Annotated in this window: 14 protein-coding genes; 3 read left to right on the top strand and 11 right to left on the bottom strand. The window is 66.8% G+C overall.

What is annotated here, in order from left to right:
* Window positions 1-21: 21 nt before the first annotated feature.
* The 3 genes from cydC to O3932_RS01220 all read right to left on the bottom strand — a co-directional run bounded on the left by cydC (window position 22) and on the right by O3932_RS01220 (window position 4,564).
* Window positions 22-1,785 (bottom strand): thiol reductant ABC exporter subunit CydC, encoded by a 1,764-nt coding sequence (cydC, locus tag O3932_RS01230; protein ID WP_371535629.1) that lies wholly within the window; start codon window positions 1,783-1,785, stop codon window positions 22-24.
* On the bottom strand, window positions 1,782-3,383 hold the full coding sequence (locus tag O3932_RS01225) for an ABC transporter ATP-binding protein/permease (RefSeq protein ID WP_371535626.1): 1,602 nt from the start codon (window positions 3,381-3,383) through the stop codon (window positions 1,782-1,784). Before O3932_RS01225 ends, cydC begins: the two co-directional genes overlap by 4 nt.
* Before the next feature lie 119 nt (window positions 3,384-3,502).
* The gene (locus O3932_RS01220; protein ID WP_371535624.1) at window positions 3,503-4,564 is read right to left on the bottom strand and encodes a YeiH family protein; all 1,062 of its coding nucleotides are present in this window, start codon (window positions 4,562-4,564) and stop codon (window positions 3,503-3,505) included.
* 88 nt (window positions 4,565-4,652) lie between these two features.
* Between O3932_RS01220 and O3932_RS01215 the strand changes: the two genes are divergently transcribed.
* Complete coding sequence (locus tag O3932_RS01215) at window positions 4,653-5,558, top strand: LysR family transcriptional regulator (protein ID WP_009057105.1); 906 nt, start codon at window positions 4,653-4,655, stop codon at window positions 5,556-5,558.
* Between the two features lie 83 nt (window positions 5,559-5,641).
* Here the strand turns inward: O3932_RS01215 and O3932_RS01210 are convergent, their stop codons facing one another.
* From O3932_RS01210 to O3932_RS01200, 3 genes are all read right to left on the bottom strand, one after another.
* Window positions 5,642-6,790, bottom strand: a complete 1,149-nt coding sequence (locus O3932_RS01210) for a branched-chain amino acid aminotransferase (RefSeq protein ID WP_371535622.1) — start codon at window positions 6,788-6,790, stop codon at window positions 5,642-5,644.
* Between the two features lie 130 nt (window positions 6,791-6,920).
* Complete coding sequence (locus O3932_RS01205; protein WP_314569169.1) at window positions 6,921-7,181, bottom strand: Txe/YoeB family addiction module toxin; 261 nt, start codon at window positions 7,179-7,181, stop codon at window positions 6,921-6,923.
* Between the two features lie 2 nt (window positions 7,182-7,183).
* Window positions 7,184-7,426, bottom strand: a complete 243-nt coding sequence (locus O3932_RS01200) for a type II toxin-antitoxin system Phd/YefM family antitoxin (RefSeq protein WP_009647502.1) — start codon at window positions 7,424-7,426, stop codon at window positions 7,184-7,186.
* A 90-nt stretch (window positions 7,427-7,516) separates the two neighbouring features.
* Here O3932_RS01200 and O3932_RS01195 point away from each other — a divergent pair, with 90 nt between their 5' ends.
* On the top strand, window positions 7,517-8,014 hold the full coding sequence (locus O3932_RS01195; protein WP_371535619.1) for a hypothetical protein: 498 nt from the start codon (window positions 7,517-7,519) through the stop codon (window positions 8,012-8,014).
* Window positions 8,015-8,122: 108 nt separating this feature from the next.
* Here O3932_RS01195 and O3932_RS01190 read toward each other — a convergent pair whose 3' ends face one another.
* The 3 genes from O3932_RS01190 to O3932_RS01180 are packed head-to-tail and all read right to left on the bottom strand — an operon-like array spanning window position 8,123 to window position 11,930.
* Window positions 8,123-8,602 carry an S-ribosylhomocysteine lyase gene (locus O3932_RS01190; RefSeq protein ID WP_034504364.1) on the bottom strand — a complete coding sequence of 160 codons (480 nt, stop codon included), beginning with the start codon at window positions 8,600-8,602 and terminating at the stop codon, window positions 8,123-8,125.
* Between the two features lie 6 nt (window positions 8,603-8,608).
* Window positions 8,609-10,579, bottom strand: coding sequence for a DNA primase (gene dnaG / locus O3932_RS01185; protein WP_371535617.1), 1,971 nt, complete (start codon window positions 10,577-10,579; stop codon window positions 8,609-8,611).
* A 46-nt stretch (window positions 10,580-10,625) separates the two neighbouring features.
* Window positions 10,626-11,930 (bottom strand): deoxyguanosinetriphosphate triphosphohydrolase, encoded by a 1,305-nt coding sequence (locus tag O3932_RS01180; protein WP_314569161.1) that lies wholly within the window; start codon window positions 11,928-11,930, stop codon window positions 10,626-10,628.
* A gap of 444 nt (window positions 11,931-12,374) precedes the next feature.
* On the opposite strand from O3932_RS01180, the gene O3932_RS01175 reads away from it, so the two are divergent.
* Window positions 12,375-14,435, top strand: a complete 2,061-nt coding sequence (locus O3932_RS01175) for a glucose PTS transporter subunit IIA (RefSeq protein WP_371535615.1) — start codon at window positions 12,375-12,377, stop codon at window positions 14,433-14,435.
* Between the two features lie 66 nt (window positions 14,436-14,501).
* Here O3932_RS01175 and aroD read toward each other — a convergent pair whose 3' ends face one another.
* Window positions 14,502-15,326: a type I 3-dehydroquinate dehydratase gene (gene aroD, locus O3932_RS01170; RefSeq protein ID WP_371535613.1), complete on the bottom strand. Its 825-nt coding sequence runs from the start codon at window positions 15,324-15,326 to the stop codon at window positions 14,502-14,504.
* Window positions 15,327-15,337: 11 nt separating this feature from the next.
* Window positions 15,338-16,573, bottom strand: a complete 1,236-nt coding sequence (dusB, locus tag O3932_RS01165; protein WP_371535673.1) for a tRNA dihydrouridine synthase DusB — start codon at window positions 16,571-16,573, stop codon at window positions 15,338-15,340.
* Window positions 16,574-16,631: the final 58 nt, after the last annotated feature.

The raw sequence follows: 16,631 nt of genomic DNA, 5'->3' as shown, positions 1-16,631 counted from the left end.
CCCCCGCGCCGCTTGCGTGCGTCAGGCGCTGGGTTGAGCGTCGGTTTCGCGCGCCTCGAGCGCGGCGAGCGCGCCGCCTCGGGCGTGCAGCTCGGCGTACGTGCCCGTCTCGATGACGCGGCCGGCGTCCATGACGACGATCTGGTCGGCGTCGCGCACGGCGCTGATGCGGTGAGCGATTTCGACAATCGTGGAGTCGGCGGCGACGCGGGCGATGCCCTCGCGCACGCGCGCCTCGGTGGCCGGGTCGACCTGGCTGGTGGCCTCGTCGAGGACGACAATGGGTGCGTCTCGCAGGAGCCCACGCGCCAGGGCCAGGCGCTGACGCTGGCCGCCCGAGAGGCGCTCGCCCATGTTACCGACGACCGTGTCCAGGCCGTCCTTTTCCGTGGCCAGCCAGTCGATGAGGTCCACGGCCTCTAGAGCAGACTCAAGGTCCTCGTCGGTGGCGTCGGGTGCCGCGAGGAGCAAGTTGGCGCGCAGCGAGTCGTTAAACAGGTAGGGGCGCTGGGGCGCGAAGGCGACCGTCGAGCGCAGGTCCGTCAGGGAGGCGTCAGCGACGTTCGTGCCACCGATAGTGACCGTGCCCGAGGCTGGGTCCCACGTGCGGGTGAGCAGTGAGGCAAGCGTCGACTTGCCCGATCCGGATGCACCCACGATAGCGGTGCGTTTTCCGGCGGGAATGCGGATGCTGACGCCATCCAGGACGGTGGGGGCAGGGGCGGGCGCGTCCTCATCCGTCGGGTAAGCGAAGGTCACGTCGCTGATCACGATGTCGCCGGGGGCAAGCGGCACCGGGTTCGCGGGGTCTGCGACGGCCGGGGCACGGTCGGTGATCGCGAAGACACGGGCGGCCGAGGCAAAGGCCTGATCCAGGTCGGCGGCGAACTCTTCCACCGCGAGAACCGGGCCAAAAGACCCCATAGCGATGCCGATAGCGAGGCCCACCTGGGGCAGGGTCAGGGCACCGCCGAGGTATTCGGAACCCGCGACCATGGCGACGGTGACGATGCCGGCGGCCACGGCGGCCTGGTTGAGGCCGCGGCGCAGGGCGATCCAGCGGCCCTGGATACCCAGCCCGGAGTCTATGTGCGCCTCGATGTCATCCATCTCGGCCTCGCGTCGCTCCTGCGCGCCAAATGCCAGGACCTCGCGCACGCCCTGCACCGAGTCGGTGACATGGGCGGCGAGCGCGCCTCGTGCGTCGCGCAGCTCGCGGGCCGCGCGGGCGGTCGAGCTCGATCCCAGGAACGGGATGATCGCTCCAACAACGACCAGGAAGGGACCCAGGACGGCGGCGACCGCCCAGGACACGGTCGTGCCCATCCACACGAGCGTCAGGATCGGCACAATGACGGCTGTGGTGACGGGGGCGAGCGTGTGGGCGAAGAAAACCTCGACGCGGTCGATGTCCTTCGTCACGCGGTTCATGATGTCGCCCGAATCCAGGCGGTCCGTGCCCGCGGGAGCCTGGGGCTCGAGCTGGTCGTAGAAGTAGTTGCGCAGCATCGCCAGGGAGTGGAAGGCCACGAAGTGTCCAGCGAACTGCTCGAGGTAGCGGGCCAGGCCCTTGAGCAGACTCAGGCCAATCGCACAAACAATGACGAGGGCGATGCTCCAGGCACTCTCCCCCGACGCGAGGCCGGCGACGGCCCAGCCGCCCAGGGCGAACAGGGCGATGCCGATCATGAGGAAGACGATGCGGGCGGCGATGGAGGCCGCGAGCGGCGGCAGGACACGCCGCGTGATCGACAGGAGTCGAAGAGACAGTTGCCTGCGGGTCATCGGATCGTTCCTTCCTGCAGGGTCGCGACGCGGTCGGCGCCCTTGATGGTGGCGTCTCGGTGAGAGATCGTCAGGGTCGTGCGCCCGGCACACACGGTCTCGAGCGACGCGAGGATCTCGCGCTCGGAGGCCAGGTCCACGTGGGCGGTGGGCTCGTCCAGGATCATGATCGACGCATTCTTCAGGAAGGCGCGGGCGATCGCGATGCGCTGGGCCTCGCCGCCCGACACGGCCAGGCCTCGGGCACCCACGCGGGCGTCGAGGCCACCGGGCAGCGTGTCAACGAACTCCCCCAGGTGGGCGGCGCGCAGGGCCTCGATGAGCTGGTCGTCCGTGGCCGCGGGGGCGGCCAGGAGCAGGTTGTCGCGCAGCGTGCCGGAGAACAGGTAGGTGCTCTGCTCGACGACGGCGGTCTGGGCGCGCACCCACGACAGTGGCGCGCGGGCCAGGTCGACACCGTTGAGGCTCACGCGGCCTCGCGTGGGGCGCAGGAAGCCCTGCAGCAGCGCCGAGATCGTGGACTTGCCGGCACCCGAGGGGCCAGCGAGGGCAACATGCTCGCCCTGGGTGAGGGTCAGGTTCGCGCCCTGCAGGACCGGGGTGTCCTCGGTGTAGGAGAAGGAGACACCGCTGAGGCGGATCTCGCCGCGCTGGGGCGGGATCGCCGGGGCCTTGACACCCTTGGCGTCCGTGACCGGCGGGGTCTGCTTGATGAACTTCTTGATCTCCTTGTTGGCCGCCATGCCGCCCATGCCGATGTAGAAGAACTGGCCGATGCGGTCCAGCGGGTCGAGCATGATCGAGGACAGCAGCACGAGGGAGATTCCCTCGCCGACGGTGATCGCGCCCTGCTGGTAGCGGATAAGGGCCAGCGTGATCGCGCCGGTGATCATGCCGAGGGAGAAGACGGAGTCGATGACGAGGAGGATCAGCTGATTGCCGGCCAGGTAGCTCATGACCTTCGAGCGGACCTCTTCGGCGGCCGCGGCCAGGCGCTTGCCCATGTCCTTGCCGGCGTTCATGAGGGCCAGGTCGCCCAGGCCCTGGATGGCGTCGAGCTCCTTGGCGGCGAGCTGACGCGAAGCGTGGCGGTAGCGTGAGGACACCGGCTTGAAAGCCTTGCGGAAGCCCATGACGCAGATCGGGACCAGCGGGATCGCAATCGCGAGGAAGCCGCCCGAGGCCGGGTCGATCGTCAGGGCAACGACGATGACGACGAGGATCGGGGTCGTCAGCGACGCGATCATGGGGGCCAAGAAAATGCCCTTGTAGGCGGCGACACGCTCGACACCGTCGGTGGCGGAGTTGACGACGCGGCCCGCGCGCTCGTTGGTGCGCTGTGAGGGCCCCAGGGCGAAGACCTGTCGGATCATCGAGTGGCGCAGCGCGGGCTCCATCTGGTTCATCTGGGCGGCTCCCAGGGCGCTAACCGCCCACGCGAACACGCCCGATCCCAGGGCACCCAGCACGCCAATCCACCATGTCGACCAGGCGTTGTGTCCCGCAATATCATCGATACCCCAGCCGATCGCCAGGTAGGCGGCGGCCAGGCAGAGAGCCGCTGCCCACGAGCAGACGACCACGATCGCACGTTTCATTGTGCTCCTATCAACATGACGCACACGAGTACACAACCAAGGATACCCTTAGTTAGGTTCTGACACCAGTGTCACTTTGGACCGTTTGCGGCGCGTAGTGACGCCCTGGTGAGCCATGTTCAGCCGGCGAGGGCGACTCCGCAATAGGCGATGGTGGCGACGAGGAGGGTGGAGAGCGCGGCCAGGGCGAAGGGCTTGAGGCCCACCTTGATGAGGTTCCGAATCTTGACGCCGCAGCCGAGTCCGAACATCGCTGCAGCCAGCAACCCTGTCTGCAGCAGCCCGCCGGTCGTCAGCACGAAGTCCGGCAGAGGGATAAAGGAACGCAGGAGCACCATGGCGATGAACCCGATGATGAACAGCGGGACGATGGGCGGCAGCTTCGAACTCGACCTCTGTTGACTGGGTTCGCCTGCCGTACGGCTGAGACGGCGCTCCCGGATGCTGAGGATGGCCACGACCGGGGCGAGCAGCAGCACTCGGGCGAGTTTGACGATGACCGCGACCGTGAGCGCTCCGCCGCCGATGATGCCTCCGACCGCGACGACTTGCGCGATTTCATGGATGGAACCCCCGGCCCACATCCCGGCCGTCTCGGAGCCCAGGCCAAGCAGGTTCGTGAGCAGTGGGATGAGGGGAATCATCAGCGTTCCGAAGATCACCACGAGGGTGACCGCGGTGATGGTGTCTTCCTCGGCCTCGTCGTCCGGGTCGGTGACCCCTGCCGCGCCCGCCACGGCTGCCGCGCCGCAGATGGAGAATCCGCAGGCAATGAGCAGCGAGAGCCCGGATGGAACCCGCAGCAGCCTCCCCAGGAGAACGGTGCCGAGCAGACCGCCGGCGACAATGCACACGACGACGACCAGCATTGGGGCTCCGAGGTCGAGGATGTCGGTCAGTACCAGCTGGAGTCCGAGGAAGACGATGCCGGCGCGCAGGAGCTTTTTCGCGGAGAAGTCGATGCCGTCGGAGGCCGCTGCTGGCAGCCGGACGACGTTGGCCAGGAGTACGCCAAGCACGATCGCGATAATGAGCGGGCTGACTCCCGGCAGCAGCAGGCTGACCCCGTACGATGCTCCGGCCGCGGCCAGGCAGAGGACAAGCCCGGGCAGGAGCGCGCGGACTCGGGCAAGCAGCGTGTGTTCCGGTCGGGCAGTCGCAATGTTCTGTGTCTCTGTCATGCATCCATTGTTTCCTGGGACTCGCTTGCGCGAGTAGAGGCAGATACGGTCCGCTATACAAGTTATGCTTGTGGCTGGGAGGCGGAAGATGCACTACGAGCCGGACTTGGAGGCACTGCGAGTCTTGGCGCTCGTCGCGAAGGAAGGCAGCATGTCGGCGGCAAGCGCGCAGTTGGGCGTGAGTCAGCAGGCGATATCTCTGCGCATCCGGAACCTGGAAAAAGATCTGCGCATGCGACTGCTGGTGCGTTCCGCACGGGGCTCCCGACTGACTCCGACAGGCGAGCTGGTTGTTGGCTGGGGAACAACGCTGCTGACAGCGGCCGACGAGTTCTCGGATGCTGTCAACTCGCTCCGCACGGATCGCGGGAAGATGATGCGCATCGCCGCGAGCCTCACGATCGCAGAACACCTCCTACCGGATTGGATCGCCCGGTGGCGCATCTCTCACGGCAATGACGGCCCGGTCGTTCAACTCACAGCCGCCAACAGCAGCACGGTCGTCGAGGCCATACGCGAGGGAACCGCAGACCTCGGGCTCGTCGAGACCCCTGTCGTTCCCGCCGGCCTCCGGTCGGTCACCGTCGCTTACGACACCATCGAAGTCGTTGTGCAGCACGGTCACCGATGGGCGAAGACCCGCCGGGTGTCCGTCCGTGAACTGGCGGGCACTGGGTTGGTGCTCCGCGAGACCGGCAGCGGCACCCGACAAGCGCTCGAGAACGCCCTCACCGAGGCGGGCTTTCCCCTCGCAGCCGAGCCCGCAGCCGTGCTGACGACCACGCTCGGCGTTCGCAGCGCGATTATGGCCGGCATAGCCCCCGGCGCGTTGAGCTCCCTCGCCGTGTCCGAGGACGCCCGCGCCGGCCGACTCGTGCGAGTTCGGATCAACAATCTCCAGATCACCCGCCCGCTCACCGCCATCTGGGCCGGGACGACTCCGCCCCCTCACATACGGGACTTCCTGGACGTCATCGCGCGAACTGACCGGTAACGACCAATTTTGCATCGCGACCACATAAAGAAGCCACGGCCTCGTGCAATCGACGAGGCCGTGGCTCCCTCAAGCGATCATGCTCAGACCAGGCGGTACGTCCAGCCGTAGGGATCCTCGGCGCGGCCCCACTGAATGTCAGTGAGGCGCTTGTGGATCTCGCGGGTCTTGTCCCCCACCGCGATCTCCACATCGAAGTCGTCGCCAGCCAGGCGCGTGATCGGGGTGACCACAGCGGCCGTGCCACAGGCGAAGACCTCGGCGACGGCGCCCGAGCGGATGCCGTCCACGACCTCGGACAGGGCGATCTTTTCCTCGCGCACGTCCACGCCCTCGTCGCGCAGCATGCGCAGGATCGCACTGCGCGTGCCACCCTCGAGGATGACGCCGGTGAGTTCGGGGGTACGGATGGTACCATCTGCCATGACGACGAACATGTTCATGCCGCCCAGCTCCTCAAGGTACTTGCCCTCGTAGGTGTCCAGGAAGCAGACCTGGGAGAAGCCCTTGGCCTCGGCCTGGATCTGGGGCAGCAGGGAGGCCGCATAGTTGCCGCCCGCCTTGGCGCTGCCGGTGCCGCCGGGGCCGGCGCGGTGATACTCGCGCTCCACCCAGATGGCCACGCCCGACAGGCCGCCCTTGAAGTAGGGACCCGAGGGAGAACCGATGACGTAGTAGTCGACGACACCCGCGGGGTGCACGCCCACAAACTCCTCGGAGGCGAACATGAAGGGGCGCAGGTAGAGGGAGGAGCCTTCGGCGTCGGGAACCCACTTCACGTCGGCGCGCACGTAGTCCACGAGAGAGGCCACGAAGTCCTCGCGGCTCAGCTCGGGCAGGGCCAGGCGGCGGGCGGAGTGGTTCAGGCGCGCAGCGTTGTAGCCGGGGCGGAAGGTCCACACGGAGCCATCCTCGCGCTTGTAGGCCTTGATGCCTTCGAAGACGGACTGGCAGTAGTGGAAGACGGAGGTGCCGGGGGTCAGCTCAAGCGGACCGTAGGGGATGACGCCGCGGTCACTCCATCCGCCCTCGCGAGCCCAGCGCATGTGGGCCATGTGATCCGTGAACTTCTTGCCAAAAGCCAGGGTCGACATGATCTCGTCGTACTCTTCCGGCGTCGCCGGGTGCGCGTTGGGGGTCAGGGGAAAACGGCCAGCCAGCTCATCGGCGGCGGGCAGGACCAGGTCGCCAGCAGCCTCAAGTTCCGTGGGGGTGTGCTGCGTCGATGCCATGAGGCCTCCTGTCGTGGTTTTTTCACAAAGATGAAGCCAGAATATGCCCGCCGTCCGCATTGCGGTCGGTTGATTTCGGAATGTGACCCACTCCCCCACCCCCTGTGGAGGTTCTCACCCTGGGGAAGACTCACTCGTCATGCGTCCACATGCGCAGGACGCGGACAGTGCGCTCCTCTTCGAAGACCTCATAGACGAGCCTGTGCTGAATGTTAATTCTGCGCGAATACATCCCGGCGAGGTCACCCACGAGGCGCTCGTAGCGGGGAGGCACCGCGAAAGGATCCTCTTTCAGAACCTCAATGAGAGCCTGCGCTTTCGCTTTGAGTCCGCTGGCAGAGAGCTTCTTTGCGTCCTTCGCGGCCTGCTTGGAGAAAACGACCCGCCACACGACTACCACTCCACGTCATCGAGGGCATCGTCAAGGTCCTCACGAGTGGCTTCCTTCAGGCTGTCCGTCATTCCCGGAATCCCCTGCAGGTAGAGGGTCTCCTGGATGGCAGACCAATCGGCCTCGCCAATGAGCACGGCATTCCCACGACGGCCGGTGATCGTGATCGGGGTTGACTCCTCATTCACGGTGTCGATAAGCCGGTACAGATCCGAGCGGGCGGCAGTGGCACTCACAGCAGTCATGATCTTTCCTTTCCGCTCCCATCATATCGTACGCTTTCACGTACGCATAGGCCTGTGCACACCAATGCGGAGAAAGGATACGATCAACGCATGACGACTCTCCCCAAGTCCCTCGCCTCCGCCCTGCCCTCCCGCGAGCGCCGCTGCCCCAGCCTGGAGCTTCAGGACGGGCGCTGGCTGGCGGCCGCAAAGTCGGGCCTATGCGTCTTCGGAGCCCAGGCCTCGTCCGGCGACGAGACGCCCACCCCCGAGATCTTCCCGTGGTACGACGTGGCGCGGGCGCGCTGGGAGGCGGAGGACGAACTGTTCGCGCTGGAGTGGGTGGACCCGGCGCGCGCTCCCCTGGCCGGGCGTACCGCGGGTGACCCGTCGGATTTCATGCGTCAGACGAGCGAGTACGTCAACCACTCGATCGTCATGCACGCCCAGACGGAAACGGACGCGGGGACGACGATCACGGCGTGGGTGCGCCGGGGCCCCGACGGACTCTTCTCGGTGCTGACGGCGGACGGTCCGCTGGGCGGTACCGGTCAGCGCGCGGCGAGCGCCCTGGAGGCCAGCGTGCGCGAGGCGGTCGGCCTCGACTGATCGACGAGGCCGGGGCGCGCCTGCGCTCGCCTCACCCTCGCACTGTACCCCCACGCATGAAGACGGGACCCAACCTCACGGCTGGGTCCCGGCCTCATGTGGCGACGATCAGTGAACAATGAAGACGCGTTCGAAGGGGTCAATAGACAGACCCTGCTCGAGGATCGTCCGGCTCCACTCGCGCGCGCTAAACAGGGAATGATCGCGGTAGTTGCCGCAGGAGTACACGTCCGTGCCCGGAACGTCCTCCCAGGTCGCCTCCTCGGCGATGGCGTGCAGCGACGAGGCGATAGCGGCAGTCACCTCCTTGACGCAGGGGGTGCCCCACATGATGAGGTGGAAGCCCGTGCGGCAGCCGAACGGCGAGCAGTCGATGACGCCGTCGATGCGGTCACGCAGCAGAGAGGCGAGCAGGTGCTCGATCGTGTGCAGACCAGAGCTCGGGATTTCGCCGCTGTTGGGCTGGACGAAGCGCACGTCGAAATTCGAGATCTGATCGCCCTTCGGGCCGGCCTCCACGTTGATGAGGCGCACGTAGGGCGCCTTCACGGCTGTATGGTCCAGAGTGAAGCTCTCCACTTCTGCCATGTTGTATTAATCCCTTTCGGTGTAGTTTTGCCTGCGTTGTTCCAGACGCATGAGCGACCGGAAGACCTCAGAGTACTGCGGATCCTCCTCATTCATGCGCGACAGGGCCGCACGTGTTTCACCTAACTGTCTGGTGAGGTCCATGCGAACCAAGGCCGCGACGACGCCGCGGCAGTAGGAGCGCACGTCGGCTTCGCCCGCGACGGGCAGGGGGTTGACCGCCAGCTCGGTGACGGCAGGGCCGATGAACTCGCCCGCCGCGTCGAGGATGACCTGGACGAAGTGACGTGACGCCGCCAGGGTCGCGTTGTCGCCGGGGCCGAAGTGAGCCTCGGCCTGGCGCATCATCTGCGTGAAGGCGTCCAGGCCACCGACCGCACGAATCGCGTCGTGGACGGCGCGGTGCGTGGGCACGGTAAAGGTTTGGCCGTCCAGCTCCTCGAATCCGGAGCCGACGACGTAGAGCGGGTGCTGTAAGACCGCCTCGAGGGCCTGGCGCTCGACGCGGGTCACCGGATCCTCGGGGCCGCGGCGCACGGGGGTGGGGGCAGGGCGACCCGCACCGGCCATCTCGATCTCTCCGGGGCGCGGACCGGGGGTCATCACCTCAACGCGGCCCGCCGCCCGGACCGCCTGCTCGACCGTACGCATGTCCATGCCGAGCCATCCGGCAAGCTGGCGCGTGTACTCTGCACGCAGGGCCAGGTCCTTGATGTGCGCGACGATGCCAGCCGAGGCGCGCAGGCCCTGCACGCGCCCCTCGGCGCTACGCAGGTCCATCTGGGACAGGACCGAGCGGATCGCGAACTCAAAAAGGGGGATGCGCGAGTTCACCAGGTCGACGATCGCTTGGTCGCCCTGGGACAGGCGCAGGTCGCACGGGTCTTGGCCACCCGGCGCCACCGCCACGAAGGTCTGCGCCGCGAAGTTCTGGTCCTCCCCGTACGCGCGCAACGCGGCCTTCTGCCCGGCGCTGTCACCGTCGAAAGTAAAGATGACCTCGGATCCGTGGGCACGCCCGCTGGAGAGCACGACGCCTGCGGCAGGGTCCGCATGGTCGCCCAGCAGGCGGCGGATGATGCGCACATGCTCCGACCCGAAGGCAGTACCGCACGTGGCCACCGCGTTCGTGACGCCCGCGACGTGCGCGGCCATAACGTCCGTATAGCCCTCGACGATGACCACCTTGTGTTGCGTCACGATCGACTTCTTCGCCAAATCTAGACCGTACAGAAGCTGCGACTTCTTATAGATCGGCGTCTCGGGGGTGTTCAGATACTTGGGCGACTCCTTGTCATTGTCGTCCAAGCGACGGGCACCGAAACCGACTGTCGCGCCCGTAATGTCGCGGATCGGCCACACCAGGCGTCCACGGAAACGGTCGTAGATGCCGCGGCTGCCGGTCGTGCCCAGGCCTGCGACCTGGATCTCCTGGTCCGTGAAGCCTTTCGAGCGCAGGTGTCGGGTGAGCGAATCCCACGAGGCCGGGGCGTAGCCGACCCCAAAATGCTCGCACATCGCCTGGTTGAAGCCGCGCTTAGCCAAGAACTCGCGGCCCCTGTGGGCTTCGTTGCTGCCCAACTGCTTGCAGTAGAACTCCTCGGCGACGCGGTGGGCATCCAGGAGGCGCTGGCGCTTGCCCGGCTCCTCCGTGCGCACGCGGGTGCCGCCCTCCTCGTAGTGGAGCGTGATCCCCGCCTTTTGCGCGAGCATCTCCACGGCCTCGGTGAAGGGCAGGTGGTCGATCTTTTGCACGAAGGAAATGACGTCGCCGCTCTCCCCACACCCGAAGCAGTGGAACATGCCCAGGTGGGGGCGCACGTTAAAGGACGGGGTGCGCTCGTCGTGGAAGGGGCACAAGCCCTTGAGGGAGCCGATGCCCGCGGGTCGCAGCGCTACGTGCTCGCCGATGATCTCGTCGATCTTCACTGCGTTACGTACCGCTTCGATATCGTCCTTGCGAATCAGACCCGCCATGGCTTCAGTCTACCGAGGCCCACCCGCGCGCGTGGTCCGATTGTGCTTAGAGCTGCGAGGACAGCATCCCGCACCAGCGCGCGTGCCAGGCCGAGGCCGAGACGTCGGTGAGCGAAGCAACCTGGTCGATGACGGCACGCAGGCGCACGCGATCATCAGAGGCGGCCCGCCACTGTGCGGCAAACACCGGCTCAAGGGAGTCGGCCCCGGCCTCGTACAGGGCGTCGACCAGGTCCGCCAGGAGCGTGCGCTGCTGGTAGTACACCGGCTCACTCTCGCGCGGACTCATGACGTAGTGGACGGCCATGCCCTTGAGGATCTGGATCTCGGCGCGCACCTGCCGCGGCACGACCAGGTCCGCACGGTAGCGGCCTAGCGGCTCATCACCGAAGGTCTCGCGCGTGGCTGCGACGGTCGCCGAACAGAAGCGGCCGATCAACTCGCTCGTCGCATCCTTGAGGTGGGCAAGGGACGCGTAGGAGCCGTCGAAGGAGCGCAGCCACACGGGCATGGACACGATGCGCTCGAGCGCATCCTCCAGGTCCGAGCGCGCGACCGCCGGACCGTACCAGTCCAGCGTCGAGGCGATGACGGCTGCGCAGTGCGCGTCGTCGAACAGGTCGGCGGGGTCGAGCTTGCGGGTCGCGACCGCGTCCTCCATATCGTGCACCGAGTAGGCGATGTCGTCGGACAGGTCCATGATCTGGGCCTCCAGGCAGCGCCTGCCCGCCGGCGCGCCCTGGCGCATCCATGCGAACACGGGCGCGTCGTCCGGGTAGACCGAAAACTTGCGCGTCGACTTGGCCAGGTCTGGGCCACCCGACTTGACCCACGGGTACTTGCAGATCGCGTCCAGCGTCGCGCGCGTCAGGTTCAGGCCCGCGGGCACACCTCCCGCGCCGATCACCTTGGGTTCCAATCGGGTGACGACACGCAGGGTCTGGGCGTTCCCTTCGAAACCGCCAATCGAGGCCGCAGCAGCATCCAGGGCACGCTCGCCGTTATGCCCGAAGGGCGGATGCCCGAGGTCGTGGGACAGACACGCGGCATCCACGACGTCCGGGTCAGCCCCCAGCTCTTTGCCGAGCTCACGGCCCACCTGGGCAACCTCCAAAGAGTGGGTGAGGCGTGTGCGCACGAAATCGTCCGAAATCGGACCCAGCACCTGCGTCTTTTCGCCCAGGCGACGCAGCGCCGAGGAGTGCAGGATGCGCGCGCGATCGCGCTCGAACTCGGTGCGCGCCGACGACTTGTGGTCCTCGGGCACCCAGCGCTCAGAATCGGCCGGGCTGTACGGGGAGGCCGCGTCAGTGCCATCGACACCCGGGATTGCCAAAGAAAACTCGTTCACGGGCCTATGGTACGCGGCCAGTGCCCCCGCACTTGGACACCTACCCCGCGAGCGCGCCACGGCCTCGTCCGTGATCGGTGCTCGGCAAGCCCCGCGTGGCCCGACGCGTATGAGCGATAGAACCGCACGGACGGTGGCCTCGTCACGATGAGGCCCTCTCTCCCTCATCGGCCTATGACGCCAAAATGTCCGGTCAAAGAAAGAGGGGGATGCGAAGATTACGAGACGGCTCCAATGGGTTTTGATCTGGAATAAAAGGCATTGACAAGAAACACCCATTCAACGTTTTTTGCTCACTTGCCGCGACCTCATTGCAGCACATGTCGAAAATTTACCAAATTGTTACTGTGAGATACCCCGACGGAGCTTTCCTCATTTGTTCAAACATGCTAAACCTCAGGAGTCGCATTCAGCGTCGAATCTCATTCACGGAAGGAGTCCCCCGTGTCCAACACGGCACAGGAAATCCTCGATGCAGTCGGTGGTCCCGACAACATCACTCACTTTACCCACTGCGCCACGCGCCTCCGCTTTGAGCTGCGTGACGCCTCCGTCGTCGACAAGGACACGGTCGAGAACATCGACGGTGTTCTCGGAGCCGTGCCCCAGTCGGGTGACCGCTACCAGATCGTCATTGGCGGTGCCGTTCAGTCGGTCTTCAACGAGATCAACAACCTGCCCTCGATGAAGTCAGGCACCGCAGCCTCCAACGACGACGTTAAGGCCGCCGCCCGCGCGAAGGCGCGTGGTAAGAACGCTCTCGTCGACGCGTTCTTCGAGTACCTGTCCGACTCGTTCCGCCCCCTCCTGCCCGTCCTGCTCGGAGCCTCCCTGATCCTGGCGTTCCTGGCGGTCCTCGACGCCCTGCACATCGTCGACACCCGCGCGGAAACCATTCCCGCGTGGCTGGGCTACGTGAACTCCATGTGGCGCGCGGTCTTCTACTTCCTGCCCGCCATGGTCGCCTACAACGCGTCCAAGAAGCTGGACATCGACCCGTGGGTCGGCACGGCCGTTATCCTGTCGCTGCTCACCCCCAACTTCACGGGCCTGAGCAACGCCGCCTCGTTCGCCGAGACGACCTGCACGACGAATGCCCTGGGCACCGAGCAGTGCGTCACCCAGATTGGCAGCCTGCCCCTGCAGCTGTCCGACTACGGCGGCCAGGTCTTCGTGCCGCTGCTGATGGTGCCGATCCTGGCTCTGGTCTACAAGGGCCTGAAGAAGATCGTTCCTTCGAACGTCCAGATGGTGTTCGTCCCCTTCATCTCCTTCGTCATCATCATGCCGCTGACGGCTTTCCTGATCGGCCCCCTGTCGATCTGGATCGGTAACGGCCTGGGCAGCGGCCTGGCCTGGCTCAACGGCCACGCCCCCATCGTCTTCGCGATCATCATCCCGATCATCTACCCCTTCCTGGTGCCGCTCGGCCTGCACTGGCCGCTCAACGCCCTGCAGCTGGCCAACATCGCCTCGACCGGCTCCGACTTCATTCAGGGCCCCATGGGCGCGTGGAACTTCGCCTGCTTCGGTGCCACCGCCGGCGTGCTCTTCCTGTCGATCCGCGACCGTGACGCCGACATGCGTCAGACGGCGTCCGGTGCTCTGGCCGCGGGCCTCTTCGGCGGTATCTCCGAGCCGTCCCTCTACGGTATTCACCTGCGTTTCAAGCGCATCTACCCGCTCATGCTCACCGGCTGTGTCGTCGGCGGCCTGGTCATCGGTATCGGCGGCGGCGCAACCACGAACACCTTCGTGTTCACCTCGCTGCTGACGATCCCCGTCTTCACCCCCATGGCCGTCTACGGTCTGGGCATCCTGGCAGCGTTCGCTACTGCTTTCCTGATGGTCGTCTTCTTCGACTACCGCACGAAGGAGCAGAAGGCTGTGGCTCGCGAGAAGAAGGAAGCCATGAAGGCTGGCGTCTCCGCCGCTCCCGCCGCCGCTGCCGCACCGGCCAATGAGGATGCTGCCGCTGAGGCGACCGCACCGGCCACTGAGGCTGCCCCCGCCCCGTCTTTCAGCGACGAGGCCAAGGCTGACCTGACGCTGACCTCCCCCATGGCAGGTGAGCTGGTTGCACTCTCGGACGTCAATGATGAGGCCTTTGCCTCCGGCGCACTCGGCCCCGGAATCGCGATCTCCCCCGCCGCTCACGCGGTCGTTGTCGCCCCCTGCGACGGCAAGGTGACGGTCGCCTACCCGACCGGCCACGCCTACGGCCTCAAGTCCGCCTCCGGCGTCCAGATCCTCATCCACATCGGTATGGACACGGTCAAGCTGGACGGCAAGGGCTTCACGCCCCGCGTCTCGAAGGGCGACATCGTCAAGCGTGGCGATGTCCTGGCTGAGGTCGATTGGGACGTCATCCGCGAGGCAGGCTACGACACCATCACCCCGATGGTCGTGACGAACAAGAAGAAGTTCGGCGAGGTCACCCCGGCTGCTCCCGGCCCGGTTGGAATCTCTGACACGGTTGTGACGGTGGCTCCCAAGGAGGCGTGAGCGTTCCTAGCGTGTCGCTGACATAGCTGTGGGGGCGGGCCGAGAGGCCCGCCCCCACACATGTCTCTAGGCCTCAAAGCCCTCGACGATGTCGAGGACCGCTCGGGCCTGCTCGACGGTGAACTGTCCGGGGGCACTCCCCTCGGCACCGGGCAGGGTCGCAAACGTCGCGGCCGATCCGAGAGCAGAGCCGACCAGGCGCGTCGGCGCGCCGTTGGCCCCCATGGCGATGCCGATGACGGGACGGTCGTAGGCCTCGCGCGCCCAGGCCTGCGCACCGAGTACGCGGGCGGCGTCGGTGGCACTGTGAGCCATGCAGGCGAACTTGAGGACGTCGGCACCCGCGTAGTTCATGTCGGCGAGCACCTCGGCGAGTTGGTCGTCGCTGGGGGTCCCTTCGAAGTCGTGGAATGAGCCGATGACGAGCGCGCCGACTGCATGAGCGTCTTCGATGAGCGCCGAAGACCCGTCTCGCCTGATCTCCACGTCGACGCCTCCGACGTGGGGAGCCAGGGCCGTCACGAGGGCGCAGTACTCCTCGTCGTCCAGGGACGCTTCGCCGCCTTCGACGGAGGTGCGGATGGTCGCCAGGATGGGCAGGGGCGAGGCGTCCGCGACGTAGCGGGCCATGCGCACCAGGTCGTCGGCTACCTCGGAGGCGGCCACGAAGTGTGAGCCCACCAGGGAGAACAGGTAGGTGTCGGCTCGCCACTCGACGATGTCAGCGCGGCAGGAAGCGAGCGCACCAACCTGATCAGTGAGCGCGCGCGCGTCACCACTGACGGGCACGATCACCTGGGTGCGTCCCCCGAGGGTCGCCTTTTTGGCGGCTCGTCCGATGGTGACGAATCCGGGCGCAGGGTCGGGGTCGGGCGCAGATGAGTGAGGCATGATTCCTTCGCTTAGTATCCGATTTCTGCCAGGTGCAGGCGCTCTCGTTCGCGCTGCGTGAGGTAGGGGTGATCCAGCCAGCCGTCGGGCAGGTGGGGTGTTTTTTCGCCGCCGGCTCGCCCTCGCGGCCCGCGGGCGGCTGGCGGGAACGCCTGGTTGAGGTCAAGATCCTCGAGGCGATCGTGCAGCTCTTGGAGGGTGGAGACCATGGAGAGGGCGTGGCGCTGGGGGCCGCCGACGGCGAATCCGCGCAGGTACCATCCGATGTGTTTGCGCATCTCTCGCAGCGCGCGCCCCTCGTCGCCCTGGTCGACGACGCACCAGGCAGCGTGGCGCTCGATGATGGAGACGACCTCGGCGAGGCTGGGGCCAGCCGGAATGGCCCCGCCGTGGTAGGCGGCGACGATGTCGCGGAAGATCCAGGGGCGTCCCTGGGCGCCGCGCCCGACGCTGACGCCGTCGCAGCCGGTGCGCTCCAGCATCGCCAGGGCGTCGGTGGCCTCGAAGACGTCGCCGTTGCCGAAGACGGGGATGTCGAGCAGCTCCTTCAGGCGCGCGATCTCGTCCCAGTGGGCGCGTCCCGCGTAGTGCTGGTTCTGGGTGCGCGCGTGCAGGGTGAGCGCGGCGGCACCCAGTTTTTGCGCACTCAGGGCGGCGTCGGTCGCGGTCTCGTGTTCGGCATCGATGCCGATGCGGATCTTGACGGTCACGGGGATTTCGCGCCCCGCGCGCTCCCCGGCCTGGTCGCAGGCGCGCACGACGGCGGCGACGAGGTCGGCGAACAGGTCGCGCTTCCAGGGCAGGGCCGCTCCCCCGCCTTTCTTCGTGACCTTGGGGACGGGGCACCCGAAGTTCAGGTCGATGTGGTCGGTGAGGTCGCGCTCAACGAGCATCGTCGCGGCGCGGGCCATGACGGCGGGGTCAACGCCGTAGAGCTGCAGGGAGCGCACGCGTTCGGCGGGGTCGGGGCGCACCATCTCCAGGGTGCGTTCGTTTTCCTCGACGAGCGCGCGGCTGGTCACCATCTCGGTGACGTACAGGCCTGCGGGCGCGTCCACGCGCGGGATGGCAACGTGGCGCGGTTCGCCCGCACCATCGCGCGGAGGCTGAGGGGACGAGGCCGTGGCCCCCTCCCCCGGTTCGGCGGCCCAGGAGGGGATGCCGGTGGGTCGCAGGTGGTCGGGCAGGCCCGACTCGCCCATGATGCGGCACAGGCGTCGGAAGGGCGCGTCTGTCACCCCGGCCATGGGGGCCAGGACAACGGGTGTCCACAGGCGCAGCGGCCCCACGCGAAGCGGGGCCGCT

The sequence above is a fragment of the Pauljensenia sp. 20925_1_25 genome (genome assembly GCF_041433955.1).
Classification (GTDB): domain Bacteria; phylum Actinomycetota; class Actinomycetes; order Actinomycetales; family Actinomycetaceae; genus Pauljensenia.
This window is presented reverse-complemented; position numbering and strand designations above follow the sequence as displayed.